Origin of the sequence: Pseudomonas sp. TYF_14, from assembly GCF_043105275.1 — a bacterium.
GTDB lineage: Bacteria > Pseudomonadota > Gammaproteobacteria > Pseudomonadales > Pseudomonadaceae > Aquipseudomonas > Aquipseudomonas alloputida.
Genome location: NZ_JBICLK010000086.1, coordinates 129,140 through 145,484 on the forward strand (window position 1 = coordinate 129,140; position 16,345 = coordinate 145,484).

Consider the following 16,345-nt stretch of genomic DNA (forward strand, 5'->3'; position numbering starts at 1 on the left):
ATTCAAACCTGCGCGATCCATTTGCGGTGCGTATGGATCGACATCAAAACGCCAAACGCTGACAGCAGCGTCACCAACGATGTTCCGCCATAGCTGATGAAAGGTAACGGCACGCCCACCACGGGCAGAAGGCCGCTTACCATTCCGATATTGACGAACACGTATACAAAAAAAGTCATGGTCAGGCTGCCCGCAAGCAGCTTGCCGAACAGGGTCTGCGCCTGGGCGGTGATCACCAGGCCACGGCCGATCAGCAGCAGGTAGACAATCAGCAGCAGGCAGATGCCGACCAGGCCGAATTCCTCGCCGAGCACGGCGATGATGAAGTCGGTGTGGCTTTCCGGCAAAAAGTCCAGGTGCGACTGCGTGCCAAGCAGCCAGCCTTTGCCAAACACCCCGCCCGAGCCGATCGCCGCCTTGGACTGGATGATGTTCCAACCGGTGCCCAACGGGTCGCTTTCAGGGTCGAGGAAGGTCAATACCCGCTGCTTCTGGTAGTCGTGCATGACGAAGAACCACATTGCCACCGCGACTGGCACGGCTGCCGCCAGCACGCTGAGGATCCAGCGCCAGCGCAAGCCGCCCATGAACAGCACGAAGGCACCGGAGGCCAGGATCAGCAGCGCGGTCCCCAGGTCGGGCTGACGTACGATCAGCATGAACGGCACGCCGATCAGCACCAGGCTGATCGCCACGTGCTTCAAATGGGGCGGCAAGGTGCGCTTGGACAGGTACCAGGCGATGGTCGCCGGCATGATGATCTTCATGAATTCCGAGGGCTGGAAGCGGATCACCCCAGGAATGTTGATCCAGCGTGTGGCCCCCATGGCGTTGTGGCCCATCACGTCCACTACTACCAGCAACAGCACCCCGGCCAGGTAGGCCAATGGCACCCAACGCGCCATGAAGCGCGGCTCCAGCTGGGCGATGACGAACATCGACACCAGACCGATGCCAAACGAGGTGGCTTGCTTGAGCAGCAGGTCCCAGTTCTTGCCACTGGCCGAATACAGTACGAACAGGCTGCCGGCTGCAAGGGTCAGCAGAATGATCAGCAAGGGGCCGTCGATATGGATGCGTTGCAGAAAGCTCGCACGCCGACGCATCACATCCTCGCTGGAGAGCATGCGATCGAAATTGTTCATCACAGGGCCGATTCCTGGGTAACGGTGGCGGGCGCGAACTCGGGTTTGAGCCGGCCATTTTCGTCGAGCAGCCAGGCGTCCATGATCTGGCGTACCACCGGAGCGGCGACACCCGAGCCGGACTCACCGTTCTCGACCATCACCGAAACCACGATTTTCGGGGCTTCGGCTGGGGCAAACGCGACGAACAGGGCATGGTCGCGGTGGCGCTCCTGGAGTTTGTTGCGATCGTACTTCTCGCCCTGCTTGATCGCCACCACCTGGGCGGTACCGCTCTTGCCGGCAATGCGGTACTGGGCTCCGGCAGCTGCCTTGCGCGCGGTACCGCGGGCGTTGTGCATCACCTGTTCCATGCCATGGGTGACCTTGGCCCAGTCGGACTTGTCACGCAGTACGATGTCTTCCATGGGGTTGTCGTCTACCGGCGGCAAGCCTTCGATGGTCTTGGCCAGGTGCGGGCGGTTCCACACACCTTTGTTGGCGATCAGTGCAGTGGCCTGGGCCAGTTGCAGCGGCGTGGCCTGCATATAGCCCTGGCCGATGCCGAGAATCAGGGTTTCGCCAGGGAACCAGGCCTGGCGACGGGTGGCACGCTTCCATTCGCGCGACGGCATCAACCCGGCAGACTCCTCGAACATGTCGAGGGAAACCCGCTGGCCGATACCGAACTTGTTCATGTAGCTGGACAAGCGATCGATGCCCATCTTGTGCGCAAGGTCATAGAAGTAGGTGTCGTTCGAGCGCATGATGGCGGTGTCCAGGTCGACCCAGCCATCCCCGGAGCGGTTCCAGTTACGGTATTTATGGTCGTAGTTGGGCAGCTGGTAGTAGCCAGGGTCGAACACCCTGCTGCTGGCATTCACGACGCCACTGTCCAGACCGGCAATAGCCACCGCCGGCTTGATGGTCGACCCCGGCGGGTACAAGCCACGCAGCACGCGGTTGAACAGCGGCCGATCGATCGAATCGCGCAACTCGGCATAGGCCTTGAAGCTGATGCCGGTGACGAACAGGTTGGGGTCGAAGCTAGGCTGACTCACCATCGCCAGCACCTCGCCGGTTCGCGGGTCGAGCGCAACCACTGCACCACGCCGGCCTCCCAGGGCGGCTTCAGCGGCCTCCTGCAGCTTGATGTCCAGGCTCAGCACAATGTCCTTGCCCGGCTTCGGATCGGTGCGCTTGAGCACCCGCAACACCCGGCCACGAGCGTTGGTCTCGACTTCCTCGTAACCCACCTGACCGTGCAGGGCGGCCTCGTAGAAGCGCTCGATGCCGGTCTTGCCGATATGGTGGGTACCGCTGTAGTTCACCGGGTCGAGCGTTTTCAGCTCTTTCTCGTTGATCCGCCCTACATAACCCACCGAATGGGCAAAATGCGCACCCTGCGGGTAATGCCGCACCAGCTGTGCCACCACCTCGACACCCGGCAGGCGGAACTGGTTTACCGCCACGCGGGCGATCTGCTCTTCGTTGAGCTCGAACAGGATCGGCACCGGCTCGAATGGCCGGCGGCCCTGGCGCATGCGCTTCTCGAACAGGGCACGGTCGTCAGCGGTGAGGTCCAGCACTTCGACGATGGTATCCAGCACTTCCTGCCAGTTACCCGCACGTTCGCGGGTCATCGACAGGCTAAAACTGGGCCGGTTGTCGGCAACGATCACCCCGTTGCGGTCGAAGATCAGCCCGCGGGTCGGCGGGATCGGCTGCACATGCACCCGGTTGTTCTCCGACAGCGTGGAGTGGTAGTCGTACTGGATGATCTGCAGGTAGTACAGCCGTGCGATCAACACGCACACAAGCAGCATGATCGCGACTGCGCCGACCACGACGCGTTTGCGCACCAGGCGGGCGTCTTTCTCGTGGTCCTTGAGACGGATCGGCTGCGACATCGGACTGCTTACAGGCTCATTTGTGGTAAGGGTGCCCGGACAACACGGTCCAGGCGCGGTAGATCTGCTCGCCGATGAGTATCCTTACCAACGGGTGCGGCAACGTCAGCGGCGACAGCGACCAACGTTGCTCGGCGCGCGCGCAAACCTCAGGCGCCAGGCCCTCCGGGCCGCCCACCATCAAATTCACCGTGCGCGCATCCAGGCGCCAGCGGTCCAGCTCGGTCGCCAGCTGCTCGGTACTCCATGGCTTGCCATGGACCTCGAGGGTGACAATGCGTTCCCCAGGCTGCACTTTGCTCAGCATGGCTTCGCCCTCCTGACGGATCAGGCGGGCGACGTCGGCATTCTTGCCACGGGTATTCAGCGGGATTTCCACCAGCTCCAGCGACAGCTCGGCGGGCAGGCGCTTGGCATATTCATGCCAGCCTTCCTCGACCCACTTCGGCATGCGCGAGCCGACCGCAATCAGGCGCAGACGCACAGCGCTTTCCTTATTCGCGGTCTTTGAGCTTGTCGGAGTACTCGTGGGCATGGTCCGGGCTGTGGTGCTTGCCATCGGCGGCACGGCTTTGCTCGGCACCCTGCCACAGACGCTCAAGGTCGTAGAACTGGCGGGCAGCGGCGGTCATCATGTGCACGATGACGTCGTTCAGGTCCAGCAGCACCCAGTCGCTGTCGCCCTTGCCTTCTTCACCCAGTGGCTGGGCGCCCTTGGCCTTGACTGCTTCACGGACCTTTTCGGCCATCGCGTTGATCTGGCGGTTGGAGGTACCGGTGGCAATGATCATGTAGTCGGTCAGGCTGTGCTTCTCGCGCACGTCGATGACCTGGATGTCCTGGGCCTTGACGTCTTCCAGCGCTGCCTTGGTCACTGCGACCAGTTCTTCGCCGTAAATTTTCTGCTTGGTCATATAAAACTCGTTCAACTCGTTGGATGAGGCGCCAGAGGCACCGTCAGTTGGGCGCACGATACAGTTCGTGCGCCTCGATATAGGCCAGTACGGCGTCCGGCACCAGGAACCTCACCGATTTGCCGCTGGCCAGCAGCTGTCGGATCTGTGTAGCCGACACCGCAAGCGGCGTCTGCCAGACGAACGAAATATTTCCCGCCGGGCCGGACATGGCGGTGGGATCGCTCTCCGAGCGCGCAGCCAACAGGTTGCGCAACTCGTCAGGGGGTTCTACGTCGGCATCCGGACGTTGCAGTACCAGGATGTGACAGTGTTGCAGCAATTCTTCCCAGCGATGCCAGGCGGGCAGGCCACAGAAGGCATCCCAACCCAGCACCAGGAACAGCTGGTCGTGGCCGGACAGTTCGGCGCGGATCGATTCCAGCGTATCGATGGTGTACGACGGCTTGTCACGTTCCAGCTCGCGGGCATCGACGCTCAGGCAAGCGACGCCCTGCACCGCTTCACGGACCATCGCCAGGCGATCCTGCGCGGCCACCTGTGGCGTGTCGCGGTGCGGCGGCCGGGCATTGGGCAACAGGCGTAGCTCATCCAGCCCCATGAACTCGGCCACTTCCAGCGCGCTGCGCAAGTGGCCGATATGCACGGGGTCGAAGGTACCACCTAGAATGCCGATACGCCGGACTGCCTGGGCCTTGCTCAACTCAGCAGGACCCCTGGCCGCGCAACTGGCCATCGCCGATCACCACATACTTCTCGCAGGTCAGGCCTTCCAGGCCGACAGGGCCGCGGGCATGCAGCTTGTCGGTGGAAATACCGATTTCCGCACCCAGGCCGTACTCGAAGCCATCGGCAAAGCAGGTCGGGGTGTTGAGCATGACCGACGCCGAATCGACCTCAGCCATGAACTGACGGGCTTCACCCTGGTGTTCGCTGATGATCGAGTCGGTGTGGTGCGAGCCATAGTGGTTGATGTGCTCGATGGCCTGGTTCAGGCCGTCGACCACGCGAATCGACAGGATCGCATCGAGGTATTCCGTGTGCCAGTCGGCTTCGGTGGCCGGTTTGGCGCTGATGATAGCCTGGGTACGCTCGCAACCGCGCAGCTCCACGCCCTTCTCCACGAAGCGGCGGGCCATTTCTGGCAGGAAGCGCTCAGCCACTTGTTGGTCGACCAGCAGCGTTTCCATGGCACCGCAGATGCCGTAGCGGTAGGTCTTGGCGTTGAAAGCCACATTCCAGGCCTTGTCCAGGTCGGCATGCTGGCTGACATAGATGTGGCAGATGCCGTCCAGGTGCTTGATCACCGGCACGCGGGCATCGCGGCTGATGCGCTCGATCAGGCCACGGCCTCCGCGCGGCACGATGACATCGACGAATTCCGGCATGCTGATCAGCGCGCCCACGGCTTCGCGGTCGGTGGTTTCGACCACCTGCACCACCGCCGCCGGCAGGCCGGCTTCGGCCAGGCCACGCTGAATGCAGGTGGCAATGGCGCGGTTGGAGTGGATGGCTTCGGAACCGCCACGCAGGATGGTTGCATTGCCCGACTTGAGGCACAGGCTGGCGGCATCAATGGTCACGTTCGGACGCGATTCATAGATGATCCCGATCACCCCCAGCGGGGTACGCATCTTGCCTACCTGAATGCCCGATGGACGGTAGCTCATGTCGCGGATGGCACCGACTGGGTCCGGCAGGCTGGCCACCTGGCGCAAGCCGGTGATCATGCCGTCGATACGCGCCGGGGTCAGCGCCAGACGATCGAGCAGTGCGGGCTCCAGGCCACTGGCGCGGCCGGCGGCCAGGTCCAGCTCGTTGGCAGCGGTGAGCTCGGCACGGGCAGCATCCAGCGCGTCGGCGGCGGCTTGCAGGGCGCGGTTCTTCTGCGCGGTGCTGGCACGGCCAATCACCCGGGAAGCCTCACGGGCAGCGCGACCCAAACGGGTCATATAGTCAAGAACGGACTCAGTCATGGGTTCGGTGTCTTGGCGAAGGGGAAATCGGCTGATTATAACTGCCGCGCAGGTGTACGCCCAGCGGCGGGTGGCGGATGGTAGAAAATGGATGGGGCAATGTGTAGGAAAGATGTAACCGGGGTTATCGAGATTTCCATCTCCTGTCGCGGCCCTTTAGCGGGCGCGCCCGCTCCCATTGGGATTTGTGTAGGAGCGGATTTACCCGCGAAAGGGCCGGCACTGCCAACATCACCATCCAATTCAGCCTCGATTAAGCCATTCATTGCTATCATCCCCGCCTCTCCAGCCACGAACTGCCCCGCATGCCAGCCCTGCCCGACAGCTTTTTCGACCGCGACGCCCAGACCCTGGCCAAGGCCCTGCTGGGCAAGGTCATCCGTCACCGCCACGGCGACCTGTGGCTGGCCGCGCGGATCATCGAGACCGAGGCCTACTACCTTTCCGACAAAGGTAGCCACGCTTCGCTCGGCTACACCGAAAAACGCAAGGCGCTATTCCTGGATGGGGGGCACATCTACATGTACTACGCCCGCGGCGGCGATTCGCTGAACTTCAGCGCCCACGGGCCGGGCAACGCGGTGCTGATCAAGTCTGCCTATCCTTGGCAGGACACCCTCTCGGGGCCCGACAGCCTGGCGCAGATGCAATTGAACAACCCCGATGCAAGCGGCAATATCCGCCCGCAAGAGCGCCTGTGCGCCGGCCAGACCCTGCTATGCCGGGCCCTGGGCCTGAAAGTGCCGCATTGGGACGCCCAGCGTTTCGACGCCGAACGCCTGTACGTCGAGGACTGCGGCAACGCCGTGCCCCGGGTGATCCAGGCCGCTCGCCTGGGCATCCCGCACGGGCGCGACGAGCACCTGCCGTACCGCTTCGTCGATGCCGAGTACGCCCGTTTCTGCACACGGAACCCGTTACGTCGCGGCCAAGTCGAAGGCCGTGATTTCTTCATTCTCGAACAAGGAAGCTGAACATGGGCCAATGGCTCGACAGCCTGACCGGCTGGCTCAGCGCCAACCCGCAGTGGCTTGGCCTGGCGATTTTCCTGGTGGCCTGCATCGAATGCCTGGCCATCGCCGGCATTATCGTGCCGGGCACCGTACTGCTGTTCGCCGTTGCGGTACTGGCCGGTAACGGCACGTTCAGCCTGGGCGAAACGCTGCTCCTCGGCTTTCTCGGCGGCCTGCTGGGCGACGCCATGTCTTACGCAGTGGGCAAGTACTTCCACCAGAACATTCGCCGGCTGCCGCTGCTACGCCACCATCCGGAATGGATCGGCAGCGCCGAAAGCTACTTCCAGCGTTATGGCATCGCCAGCCTGCTGGTAGGCCGCTTCATCGGCCCGCTGCGGCCGATGCTGCCAATGGTCGCCGGCATGTTCGACATGCCCCTGCCGCGCTTCATCGCCGTCAGCCTGCTGGCGGGCGCCGGCTGGTCGGTCGCCTACCTGCTGCCCGGCTGGGCCACCGGCGCCGCCATGCGCCTGCCCCTGCCGGAAGGCTTCTGGCTGGACGCCGGGATCATAGCCGGCGCCCTCGCGGTGCTGATCGGCCTGAGCCTCAATACCAGCCTGCGTGACCAGCGCCACGGCACCCGGCTGGTTGCCGCGCTCAGCTTCATCGCCCTGGCCGGTGTATTCCTCGGCTGGCCCTACTTCCATGAGTTCGACCAAGGCGTGATGACACTGGTCCAGGAGCATCGCAGCCAGGCCATCGACGGCACCGCGGTGCTGGTGACACGGCTAGGCGATTTCCGCACCCAGTTGTTCCTCGGCGCCCTGCTGACCGGCCTGCTGCTGCTTGCCCGTCAGTGGCGACACGCATTTTTCGCGGCGGGCGCGTTGATGGGCACGGCGATCGCCAACGGCACACTGAAATGGCTATTTGCCCGGGCCAGGCCGGAAGTACTGACCGACCCACTGACCAGCTACAGCATGCCCAGCGGGCACAGCTCGGCATCGTTCGCGTTCTTCCTGGTCATGGCCGTACTGGCGGGGCGTGGGCAGCCACCACGCATGCGCCTGACCTGGGTGATGCTGGGGTGCATTCCGGCGCTGGCGATTGCCCTGTCGCGGGTGTACCTGGGGGCGCACTGGCCAACCGATATCCTGGCCGGGGCCCTGCTGGCCTGCTGCGTGTGCGCACTCAGCCTGACATTGGTGCAACGCCAGCAGACCCTGCCAGCCCTGCCGCTGCGGGTGTGGTGGCTGGTGTTGCCGGCATGCGTGGCGCTGCTGGCGTTCTTCGCCATGCATGCGTTGCCGCAGGCGTTGGTCAGGTATCAATATTGATGTTGCCTGTGCCGGCCTATTCGCGGGTAAACCCGCTCCTACGCACGGGATCGCGCTTATCGTAGGAGCGGGTTTACCCGCGAATAGGCCGGCACAGGCAATACAGAACCATCAGGCGAACAACTCCCCCTGAATCCGCTCCAGCAGCTTCTGGATCTCGCCCAGCCGCTGCTGTGGCGAATCGAGGGTCAGCAGGTCCAGCTTGTCCTCTTCCATGAACGGCAACAGGTACGCCAGCTGATTGGCCAGCGCCTGACGCCCGTCCACCGGCCGCGGCATGCCCAGCGCTTCGACCATGGGGTGCTCACCCAGGGCCACCAGCAGCGCCAATAGGTCGTCATCGGCCTCCAGCAACGGGCTGTCGGCCTGCTCCGGCAGCCATTGCACCTGGCCCACCAGCAACTGGTCCTTCTGCACCTCGGAGCTTTCCAGATTGAAGCGCCGCACGCCCTCGACGCGGATACCCAGCAAGCCGTTATCCTGCTGCACGAAGTCGCGGATCACCGCTTCACAGCCGATCGAGGCGACCACCGGCGGCGCCTTGCCGACTTGATCGCCCTCAAGGATGCACACCACACCAAACCCTTCGCCCTGCTTCATGCAGCGCCCGATCATGTCCAGGTAGCGCGCCTCGAAAATCTGCAAATCGAGAAAGCAGCCAGGAAACAGCACGGTATTGAGCGGAAACAGCGGTAGCGTCATCACAATTCCTCAAGCCACCAGGCTGACCGCCAGCGGCAGGAACACCGCTGTAGCCACTCCCATCAGGCTCATCGCCAGCGCGGCAAAGGCGCCGCATTCGTCACTTTCCTGCAGGGCCACCGAAGTGCCCACTGCGTGTGCGGTCACGCCCAGCGACATGCCGCGCGCCTCAGGGCTGTGCACGCCGAAGCGGCTCAGCAACGCCGGGCCGAAGATCGCCCCGATCACCCCGGTAATCAACACGAACACCGCCGCCAGGGCCGCCACGCCACCAATCTGCTCAGCCACCAGCATGGCGATCGGCGAGGTGACGGACTTCGGCGCCATGGTCATCAGGATCATGTGCTCGGCACCGAACCACCAACCCAGCACCAGACAGCAGAGCGTGGCGAACAGGCCTCCGACTACCAGCGTAGTAAATGTAGGCCAGAACAGCTGGCGGATCCGCCGCAGGTTGAGATAGAGCGGCACAGCCAGGGCCACCGTAGCGGGCCCCAGCAGGATGTTCATGATTTCGGTGCTTTTGCGGTACTCGCTGTAATCGATGCCGCACAGCAGCAACACACCGATCACCAGCAGCATCGATACCAATACAGGTTGCAGGAAGATCCAGCGGGTTTTCTCGTAGGCTGCCAGCACTACCTGATAGGCCCCCAGCGTGATGCCGATACCGAACAATGGGTGATGAATGACCGCATCGAGCGCGCCCTGCCAATCGAGCATCATGGCTGCTCCTCACGCTTGCCCTGGCGCTGGATGAGCTTTTGCATCAGCACACCGACGAACACCAGGGTCACCAGGCAGGAGATCAGCAAGGCCCCGACAATCGCCCAGAAGTCGGCGGCAATGTCCTTGGCATATACCATCACCCCGACTGCCGGCGGCACCAGCAGCAGCGGGAGATAGCGCAGCAAGCTGCTTGCGGCCTCGTTCAGCGGCTTGCCGACCTCACCGCGGGCCATGAGGAAGAGCAGCAGCAACAACAGGCCGATGATCGGCCCGGGTAAAAACGGCACGAACAGGTGATTGATCGCCGTCCCCAGCAGCTGGAACAGTACCAGCCAGGTCAAACCACGCAACAGCATAAGCATCTCCCTCGGGCATGGCCGCCATTATAAGCACGCTCGGCTGTAGACCGATATTCGCCGAAAAGCGGGCAACTTGACTGAAACGGTTCGCCGTGCTGATCTTGTACTTTCGTACCAACTGACAACCCGGAGAGTCCGCGATGCCCCATGTACCGGTTACAGAGCTTTCGCAGTACGTTGGCAAGGAGCTGGGCCACTCGGAGTGGTTGAAGATCGACCAGCAGCGCATCAACCTGTTCGCCGAGGCGACCGGCGATTTCCAGTTCATCCATGTCGACCCTGAGAAGGCGGCAAAAACCCCGTTTGGCGGCACGATCGCCCATGGTTTCCTGACCTTGTCGCTGATCCCCAAGCTGATCGAGGACATCCTCGTCCTGCCGCAAGGACTGAAGATGGTGGTGAACTACGGGCTGGACAGCGTGCGCTTCATTCAGCCGGTCAAGGTCGACAGCCGGGTTCGGCTGAAGGTAAAGCTGGGCGAGGTGACCGAGAAAAAACCGGGGCAGTGGCTACTCAAGGCGATTGCCACGCTGGAGATCGAGGGTGAAGAGAAGCCTGCTTATATAGCCGAGTCGCTGTCGCTCTGTTTTGTCTGATACATGCCGGGGGGCTGCAGTGCAGCCCCCGATCCACAAATCCCCCGCACTCGCGTAAACTGCCAGCCTTCGCGCAGCCTAGGGCTGCCCCTGTCGATTTATCAAAGGTGCCCGCCATGCCCTGGCTGCAAGTACGCCTGGCCATCAGCCCGGAACAAGCCGAAACCTATGAAGATGCGCTGCTTGAAGTAGGCGCCGTCTCGGTCACGTTCATGGATGCCGAAGATCAACCGATCTTCGAACCAGACCTCAACACCACCCCGCTGTGGTCGCACACTCACCTGCTGGCGCTGTTCGAGGCCGATGCCGACCCTGAACAGGTGTTCGCCCACCTGCGCCTGCTGACCGGCGCCGAGCTGCCCGAGCACCAGGCCGAGGTGATCGAGGACCAGGACTGGGAACGCAGCTGGATGGACAACTTCCAGCCGATGCGCTTCGGCCGCCGCCTGTGGATCGTGCCCAGCTGGCACGATGCCCCGGAAAAGGACGCCGTGAACCTGCTGCTCGACCCGGGCCTGGCCTTTGGCACCGGCACTCACCCCACCACGGCCCTGTGCCTGGAATGGCTCGACGGCCAGCAGCTTGAAGGCACCCAGGTGCTGGACTTTGGCTGCGGTTCGGGCATCCTGGCCATCGCTGCGCTGCTGCTGGGCGCCCGCGAAGCGGTAGGCACCGACATCGACGTGCAAGCCATCGAGGCTTCGCGCGACAACGCCCAACGCAACGGCATTGCCGACGAGAAACTGGCGCTGTACCTGCCCGAGCACATGCCGGCGATGCAGGCCGACGTGCTGGTTGCCAACATCCTCGCCGGCCCGCTGGTGTCGCTGGCGCCACAGTTGTCCGGCCTGGTTCGCCCAGGTGGCCTGCTGGCGCTTTCGGGCATCCTCGCCGAGCAAGGTGAAGACGTGGCCGCCGCTTATGCCGCCGACTTTGAACTGGACCCGATCGTCGTGCGCGACGGCTGGGTGCGCATCAGTGGTCGGCGTCGCTAAGCGGGCCTAGAATACTTTTCTGCACAGCTCCCGGATCGCCGCATGACCGACAGTTTCGTCACCCAGTGCCCGCATTGCCAGACCAGCTTTCGCGTCACCCACCACCAGTTGGGCGTGGCCCGTGGCGTAGTGCGCTGCGGTCACTGCCTGCAGGTATTCAATGCCGCCAAGCAGCTGCTGGAGCAAAACCGCGCCGCCACCACCAGCGCCCCCGTGGTGCCGGCACCGGTACCTGCAGTGCCTGCCGAGCCGCTGGCCGAGCCGGCGCAAGAGCCTGCCACCAGCGTACGCGGCACCCCACCTGACCAGGACTGGGCGCTGACTGCCCAGGCGCTGGACGAGCTCGACCTCGACAAGGAACTGGAGCGCCTGGAGCGTCGCGGCCAACCGGCCCCGACCCACCCGGCCAGCCAGGATGACAAGCTGCAGGCACGGCGCGATGAACTTCACCCGGACGAGCACGCAGAAGACCTTTTCGGCACGGCTACCGATGAGCCCTACGTGCCGCAGGAACCGGCAGAGCCTACCCCGGTGCTGCTGGAACCGGAACCTTTGGAGCTCGACCTGGAGCCTGCACCCGGCGAACGCACCGAGCCTACCCTGGGCAGCAACCTTGACCTGGACATCGATGGCGAGCCGCCCGTGCACGGTGCGGCCGAACGCGATGACCAGCCCGCATTCAGCGAACCGCTGCGCATCAGCGATGACGAAAACCCGGAAACGGGCCTGAGCGCCCGCGACGACGAGCCACTGGCGCTGCGCCTGTCGGCGCATGACGACGAGCCCGTCGAGCCGCTGCCCGGAGAGCGCCTGGAACCAGGCCTTGCCGGCAAATCCGAGCGCCCCTCGCGCAAGGAGCCGCTGGTCGATGTGGTCGACGACCCATTGCAGCTAGGCTGGGAAAAACCCGCACCCAACTGGGGCAAGCGCCTGCTGTGGGGCTTTCTGACCCTGCTGGCTGCCGGCCTGCTCGCGTTCCAGTACGTGTGGTTCCACTTCGACGAAATGGCCCGCCAGGACCAGTATCGGCCGATTTTCCAGCAGATCTGCCCGATGGTCGGTTGCCAGGTGCCTACCCGCGTCGATATTGCACGCATCAAGAGCAGCAATCTGGTGGTACGCAGCCACCCGGACTTCAAGGGCGCGCTGATTGTCGACGCGATCATCTACAACCGCGCGCCGTTCGCCCAGCCATTCCCGTTGCTGGAGCTGCGCTTCGCCGACCTCAATGGCCAACTGATCGCCAGCCGTCGCTTCAAGCCCAGCGAGTACCTGTCGGGCGAACTGGCAGGGCGCGGTGAAATGCCCAGCCAGACGCCAATCCACATTGCCCTGGACATCCTCGACCCTGGCCCGAAGGCCGTGAATTACAGCCTGAGCTTCCGTTCGCCGGAGTAGGCGACAAGCGGCCAGCAGCGAGCGACAAGACAAGAAGCCCCAACCGCGACCGCTTTTCGTCCTGTCGCCTGCTGCTTGAAGCGCAAAGGCATAAGCCGACAACTGTTCAGATTTTATCCAAATCCATCTTTATCCAGTCATCGAGAGCGGGTATCATGCCAACCCTTTTTCGAACTCCAAGATTCGGCCCCACAACAGGGATCACCTATGTCGGCGGTACGCATCGGCCAATACACACTACGTAACAACCTGATCCTCGCGCCCATGGCCGGGGTCACGGACCAGCCTTTCCGTACACTTTGCCAGCGCCTGGGCGCCGGTATGGTGGTGTCGGAAATGGTTAGCAGCGACATGAGCCTGTGGAACAGCCGCAAGTCGAGCCTGCGCCGCATCCATGAAGGTGATCCCGAGCCACGCTCGGTGCAGATCGCCGGCGGCGATGCGCAGATGATGGCTGCGGCGGCAAAGGCCAATGTCGAGGCGGGTGCCCAGATCATCGATATCAACATGGGCTGTCCGGCAAAAAAAGTCTGCAACAAAGCCGCAGGCTCTGCTTTATTGAGAGATGAAGCCTTGGTCAGCGAGATCCTCCACGCCGTGGTCAGCGCCGTGGACGTACCGGTGACCCTGAAAATCCGCACCGGCTGGGACCGGGCGAACAAGAACGGCCTGAACGTGGCGAAGATCGCCGAACAGGCTGGCATCCAGGCGCTGGCGGTGCATGGCCGCACACGTGCCGACCTGTACACCGGCGAAGCCGAGTACGACACCATCGCTGCCATCAAGCAGGCGGTGTCAATCCCGGTTTTTGCCAACGGCGATATCACCTCGCCAGAAAAGGCCCGGGCGGTGCTGGAAACCACCGGGGTCGATGGCCTGTTGATTGGCCGGGCTGCCCAGGGGCGGCCATGGATCTTTCGCGAGATCGAGCATTACCTGCGCACTGGCGAACATCTGCCAGCGCCGCAACTGGACGAAGTGGAACGCATCCTGCTGGAGCATCTGGCCGCGCTGCATGCCTTCTATGGCGATGTGATGGGCGTACGTATCGCCCGCAAGCACGTTGGCTGGTACCTGGCAACACGACCCGGCGGCAAGGAGTTTCGCGCCCGGTTCAACGCTTTGGAAGACACACAAGCGCAGTGCGCCAACGTTCGCGCGTTTTTCAGCGAACGTCGACAGAGCCTTGAGACAGAGGACGGACAAGGGGTGGCCGCATGACGATGATGACCGAGAATTTTGTGAGTGGAACAACGCCCGTGAGCGACAACGCCAACCTGAAACAGCACCTCAACACGCCGAGCGAAGAGGGCCAGACCCTTCGCGACAGCGTCGAGAAGGCGCTGCACAACTACTTCGCCCACCTGGAAGGCGCGACCGTGACGGACGTGTACAACCTGGTGCTCTCCGAAGTCGAGGCGCCCCTGCTCGAAAGCGTGATGAACTACGTGAAGGGCAACCAGACCAAGGCCAGCGAGATGCTCGGGCTGAACCGAGGCACCCTGCGCAAGAAGCTCAAGCAGTACGACTTGTTGTAAGCCAGAATCCCATCCAGAAAAGGCGACTCCCTGAACAGAGGCGCCTTTTTTGCTGACTCCACCGCGTTATTGGAACCCGAAATGACCGACCAGACTACCCGCCTGCCAGTCCGCCGCGCCCTGATCAGCGTCTCCGACAAGACCGGTATCCTCGAATTCGCCCGTGAGCTGCAGCAGCTCGGTGTCGAGATCCTGTCCACCGGCGGCACCTACAAGCTGCTCAAGGACAACGGCGTAAACGCGGTGGAAGTGGCCGACTACACCGGCTTCGCCGAAATGATGGATGGCCGGGTCAAAACCCTGCACCCGAAGATCCACGGCGGTATCCTCGGCCGTCGTGGCACCGACGACGCCATCATGAACGAGCACGGCATCAAGCCGATCGACCTGGTTGCGGTCAACCTGTACCCGTTCGAAGCCACCATTTCCAAGCCTGGCTGTGACCTGCCGACCGCCATCGAGAACATCGACATCGGCGGCCCGACCATGGTCCGTTCGGCAGCCAAGAACCACAAGGACGTGGCCATCGTGGTCAACGCCAGCGACTACGCCGGCATCGTCGAAGGCCTCAAGGCCGGTGGCCTGACCTATGCCCAGCGCTTCGACCTGATGCTCAAGGCGTTCGAGCACACTGCCGCCTACGACGGCATGATCGCCAACTACATGGGCACCATCGACCAGGCCAAGGACACCCTGAGCACCGAGGCGCGCAGCGAATTCCCGCGCACCTTCAACAGCCAGTTCGTCAAGGCACAGGAAATGCGTTATGGCGAGAACCCGCACCAGAGCGCGGCGTTCTATGTAGAAGCCAAGAAAGGCGAAGCCAGCATTTCCACCGCTGTCCAGCTGCAAGGCAAGGAACTGTCATTCAACAACGTGGCCGATACTGACGCCGCGCTGGAATGCGTAAAGAGCTTCGTCAAGCCGGCCTGCGTCATCGTCAAGCACGCCAATCCGTGCGGCGTGGCAGTAGTACCGGAAGACGAAGGCGGCATCCGCAAAGCCTACGACCTGGCCTACGCGACCGACACCGAATCGGCGTTCGGCGGCATCATCGCATTCAACCGTGAACTGGATGGCGAAACCGCCAAGGCCATTGTCGACCGCCAGTTCGTCGAAGTGATCATCGCCCCGAAAATCTCCCAGGCCGCCCGCGACGTGGTGGCTGCCAAACAGAACGTACGTCTGCTGGAGTGCGGCGAGTGGCCAGCCGAGCGCGCTGCCGGTTGGGACTTCAAGCGCGTCAACGGTGGCCTGCTGGTGCAAAGCCGCGATATCGGCATGATCACCGCCGATGACCTGAAGATCGTCACCAAGCGTGCCCCGACCGAGCAAGAGATCCACGACCTGGTATTCGCCTGGAAAGTGGCCAAGTTCGTCAAGTCCAACGCCATTGTCTACGCCAAGCAGCGCCAGACCATCGGCGTCGGCGCCGGCCAGATGAGCCGCGTCAACTCCGCCCGCATCGCTGCAATCAAGGCTGAGCACGCTGGCCTGCAGGTGCAGGGCGCGGTCATGGCATCGGATGCATTCTTCCCGTTCCGTGACGGCATCGACAATGCAGCTAAAGTGGGTATCAGCGCCGTGATCCAGCCGGGTGGTTCGATGCGTGATGCTGAAGTCATCGCTGCTGCCGACGAGGCCGGCATCGCGATGGTCTTCACTGGCATGCGCCACTTCCGCCACTAATTACGCGGATCCCGAGGCAAGTCGAGATCCTGTGGGAGCGGGCTTGCCCGCGAATACGATGGTGGATTCACCGCCGCATTCGCGGGCAAGCCCGCTCCCACAGTGTTCGGCGCAAGCCACGG

17 protein-coding genes are annotated in these 16,345 nt (G+C 63.1%); 8 read left to right on the top strand and 9 right to left on the bottom strand.

The genetic code is table 11. From position 1 onward, the window contains the following. Positions 1–2: 2 nt before the first annotated feature. From rodA to ACF8O8_RS23335, 6 genes are read right to left on the bottom strand one after another with little or no spacing between them, the layout of a single operon-like run. Entirely contained in the window at positions 3–1,106 is a 1,104-nt protein-coding gene (gene rodA, locus ACF8O8_RS23310) for a rod shape-determining protein RodA (RefSeq protein ID WP_003249727.1), read from the bottom strand. A 38-nt stretch (positions 1,107–1,144) separates the two neighbouring features. Next, a complete protein-coding gene (gene mrdA / locus ACF8O8_RS23315; RefSeq protein WP_010955422.1) occupies positions 1,145–3,034 on the bottom strand; it encodes a penicillin-binding protein 2 in 1,890 nt (629 codons plus the stop codon). A gap of 16 nt (positions 3,035–3,050) precedes the next feature. Next, positions 3,051–3,518 (bottom strand): 23S rRNA (pseudouridine(1915)-N(3))-methyltransferase RlmH, encoded by a 468-nt coding sequence (rlmH, locus tag ACF8O8_RS23320; protein WP_003249722.1) that lies wholly within the window; start codon positions 3,516–3,518, stop codon positions 3,051–3,053. A 10-nt stretch (positions 3,519–3,528) separates the two neighbouring features. Further along, complete coding sequence (gene rsfS, locus ACF8O8_RS23325) at positions 3,529–3,948, bottom strand: ribosome silencing factor (protein ID WP_009685825.1); 420 nt, start codon at positions 3,946–3,948, stop codon at positions 3,529–3,531. Positions 3,949–3,991: 43 nt separating this feature from the next. Further along, positions 3,992–4,684, bottom strand: a complete 693-nt coding sequence (gene nadD / locus ACF8O8_RS23330) for a nicotinate-nucleotide adenylyltransferase (protein ID WP_010955423.1) — start codon at positions 4,682–4,684, stop codon at positions 3,992–3,994. Then, entirely contained in the window at positions 4,653–5,924 is a 1,272-nt protein-coding gene (locus tag ACF8O8_RS23335) for a glutamate-5-semialdehyde dehydrogenase (RefSeq protein ID WP_004576854.1), read from the bottom strand. The genes nadD and ACF8O8_RS23335 overlap by 32 nt, the downstream gene beginning before the upstream one ends. 305 nt (positions 5,925–6,229) lie before the next feature. On the opposite strand from ACF8O8_RS23335, the gene ACF8O8_RS23340 reads away from it, so the two are divergent. Together ACF8O8_RS23340 and ACF8O8_RS23345 are read left to right on the top strand one after the other, a co-directional pair. After that, positions 6,230–6,898, top strand: a complete 669-nt coding sequence (locus ACF8O8_RS23340; RefSeq protein ID WP_010955424.1) for a DNA-3-methyladenine glycosylase — start codon at positions 6,230–6,232, stop codon at positions 6,896–6,898. A 2-nt stretch (positions 6,899–6,900) separates the two neighbouring features. Continuing rightward, positions 6,901–8,217 carry a bifunctional DedA family/phosphatase PAP2 family protein gene (locus ACF8O8_RS23345; RefSeq protein WP_392510562.1) on the top strand — a complete coding sequence of 439 codons (1,317 nt, stop codon included), beginning with the start codon at positions 6,901–6,903 and terminating at the stop codon, positions 8,215–8,217. A gap of 111 nt (positions 8,218–8,328) precedes the next feature. On the opposite strand, the gene ACF8O8_RS23350 is transcribed toward ACF8O8_RS23345, so the two are convergent. Genes ACF8O8_RS23350 through ACF8O8_RS23360 form a run of 3 tightly spaced genes read right to left on the bottom strand, consistent with a single transcriptional unit; the run spans position 8,329 to position 10,004 of the window. Next, positions 8,329–8,919 (bottom strand): LON peptidase substrate-binding domain-containing protein, encoded by a 591-nt coding sequence (locus ACF8O8_RS23350; RefSeq protein WP_049586736.1) that lies wholly within the window; start codon positions 8,917–8,919, stop codon positions 8,329–8,331. 9 nt (positions 8,920–8,928) lie between these two features. Further along, the gene (locus ACF8O8_RS23355; protein WP_004576852.1) at positions 8,929–9,645 is read right to left on the bottom strand and encodes an LrgB family protein; all 717 of its coding nucleotides are present in this window, start codon (positions 9,643–9,645) and stop codon (positions 8,929–8,931) included. Next, positions 9,642–10,004, bottom strand: a complete 363-nt coding sequence (locus ACF8O8_RS23360; protein WP_012053815.1) for a CidA/LrgA family protein — start codon at positions 10,002–10,004, stop codon at positions 9,642–9,644. The genes ACF8O8_RS23355 and ACF8O8_RS23360 overlap by 4 nt, the downstream gene beginning before the upstream one ends. 143 nt (positions 10,005–10,147) lie before the next feature. Between ACF8O8_RS23360 and ACF8O8_RS23365 the strand changes: the two genes are divergently transcribed. The 6 genes from ACF8O8_RS23365 to purH all read left to right on the top strand — a co-directional run bounded on the left by ACF8O8_RS23365 (position 10,148) and on the right by purH (position 16,223). Beyond that, a complete protein-coding gene (locus ACF8O8_RS23365) occupies positions 10,148–10,603 on the top strand; it encodes a MaoC family dehydratase (protein WP_088513263.1) in 456 nt (151 codons plus the stop codon). Between the two features lie 116 nt (positions 10,604–10,719). Beyond that, the gene (gene prmA, locus ACF8O8_RS23370; RefSeq protein ID WP_003249700.1) at positions 10,720–11,598 is read left to right on the top strand and encodes a 50S ribosomal protein L11 methyltransferase; all 879 of its coding nucleotides are present in this window, start codon (positions 10,720–10,722) and stop codon (positions 11,596–11,598) included. A gap of 42 nt (positions 11,599–11,640) precedes the next feature. Further along, on the top strand, positions 11,641–12,996 hold the full coding sequence (locus tag ACF8O8_RS23375) for a DUF3426 domain-containing protein (protein ID WP_392510563.1): 1,356 nt from the start codon (positions 11,641–11,643) through the stop codon (positions 12,994–12,996). Between the two features lie 207 nt (positions 12,997–13,203). Further along, complete coding sequence (gene dusB, locus ACF8O8_RS23380; RefSeq protein ID WP_003249695.1) at positions 13,204–14,217, top strand: tRNA dihydrouridine synthase DusB; 1,014 nt, start codon at positions 13,204–13,206, stop codon at positions 14,215–14,217. Then, positions 14,214–14,534 carry a DNA-binding transcriptional regulator Fis gene (fis, locus tag ACF8O8_RS23385; protein WP_003249693.1) on the top strand — a complete coding sequence of 107 codons (321 nt, stop codon included), beginning with the start codon at positions 14,214–14,216 and terminating at the stop codon, positions 14,532–14,534. The genes dusB and fis overlap by 4 nt, the downstream gene beginning before the upstream one ends. A gap of 81 nt (positions 14,535–14,615) precedes the next feature. After that, positions 14,616–16,223, top strand: a complete 1,608-nt coding sequence (purH, locus tag ACF8O8_RS23390; RefSeq protein WP_003249687.1) for a bifunctional phosphoribosylaminoimidazolecarboxamide formyltransferase/IMP cyclohydrolase — start codon at positions 14,616–14,618, stop codon at positions 16,221–16,223. The last annotated feature ends 122 nt before the right edge of the window (positions 16,224–16,345 follow it).

Bases quoted from the DNA above. Each gene is read 5' to 3' on its own strand.
- rodA (WP_003249727.1), bottom strand. From the start codon at position 1,106: ATGCGTCGGCGTGCGAGCTTTCTGCAACGCATCCATATCGACGGCCCC.
- mrdA (WP_010955422.1), bottom strand. From the start codon at position 3,034: ATGTCGCAGCCGATCCGTCTCAAGGACCACGAGAAAGACGCCCGCCTG.
- rsfS (WP_009685825.1), bottom strand. From the start codon at position 3,948: ATGACCAAGCAGAAAATTTACGGCGAAGAACTGGTCGCAGTGACCAAG.
- nadD (WP_010955423.1), bottom strand. From the start codon at position 4,684: ATGGCCAGTTGCGCGGCCAGGGGTCCTGCTGAGTTGAGCAAGGCCCAG.
- ACF8O8_RS23335 (WP_004576854.1), bottom strand. From the start codon at position 5,924: ATGACTGAGTCCGTTCTTGACTATATGACCCGTTTGGGTCGCGCTGCC.
- ACF8O8_RS23340 (WP_010955424.1), top strand. From the start codon at position 6,230: ATGCCAGCCCTGCCCGACAGCTTTTTCGACCGCGACGCCCAGACCCTG.
- ACF8O8_RS23345 (WP_392510562.1), top strand. From the start codon at position 6,901: ATGGGCCAATGGCTCGACAGCCTGACCGGCTGGCTCAGCGCCAACCCG.
- ACF8O8_RS23350 (WP_049586736.1), bottom strand. From the start codon at position 8,919: ATGACGCTACCGCTGTTTCCGCTCAATACCGTGCTGTTTCCTGGCTGC.
- ACF8O8_RS23355 (WP_004576852.1), bottom strand. From the start codon at position 9,645: ATGATGCTCGATTGGCAGGGCGCGCTCGATGCGGTCATTCATCACCCA.
- ACF8O8_RS23360 (WP_012053815.1), bottom strand. From the start codon at position 10,004: ATGCTGTTGCGTGGTTTGACCTGGCTGGTACTGTTCCAGCTGCTGGGG.
- ACF8O8_RS23365 (WP_088513263.1), top strand. From the start codon at position 10,148: ATGCCCCATGTACCGGTTACAGAGCTTTCGCAGTACGTTGGCAAGGAG.
- prmA (WP_003249700.1), top strand. From the start codon at position 10,720: ATGCCCTGGCTGCAAGTACGCCTGGCCATCAGCCCGGAACAAGCCGAA.
- ACF8O8_RS23375 (WP_392510563.1), top strand. From the start codon at position 11,641: ATGACCGACAGTTTCGTCACCCAGTGCCCGCATTGCCAGACCAGCTTT.
- dusB (WP_003249695.1), top strand. From the start codon at position 13,204: ATGTCGGCGGTACGCATCGGCCAATACACACTACGTAACAACCTGATC.
- fis (WP_003249693.1), top strand. From the start codon at position 14,214: ATGACGATGATGACCGAGAATTTTGTGAGTGGAACAACGCCCGTGAGC.
- purH (WP_003249687.1), top strand. From the start codon at position 14,616: ATGACCGACCAGACTACCCGCCTGCCAGTCCGCCGCGCCCTGATCAGC.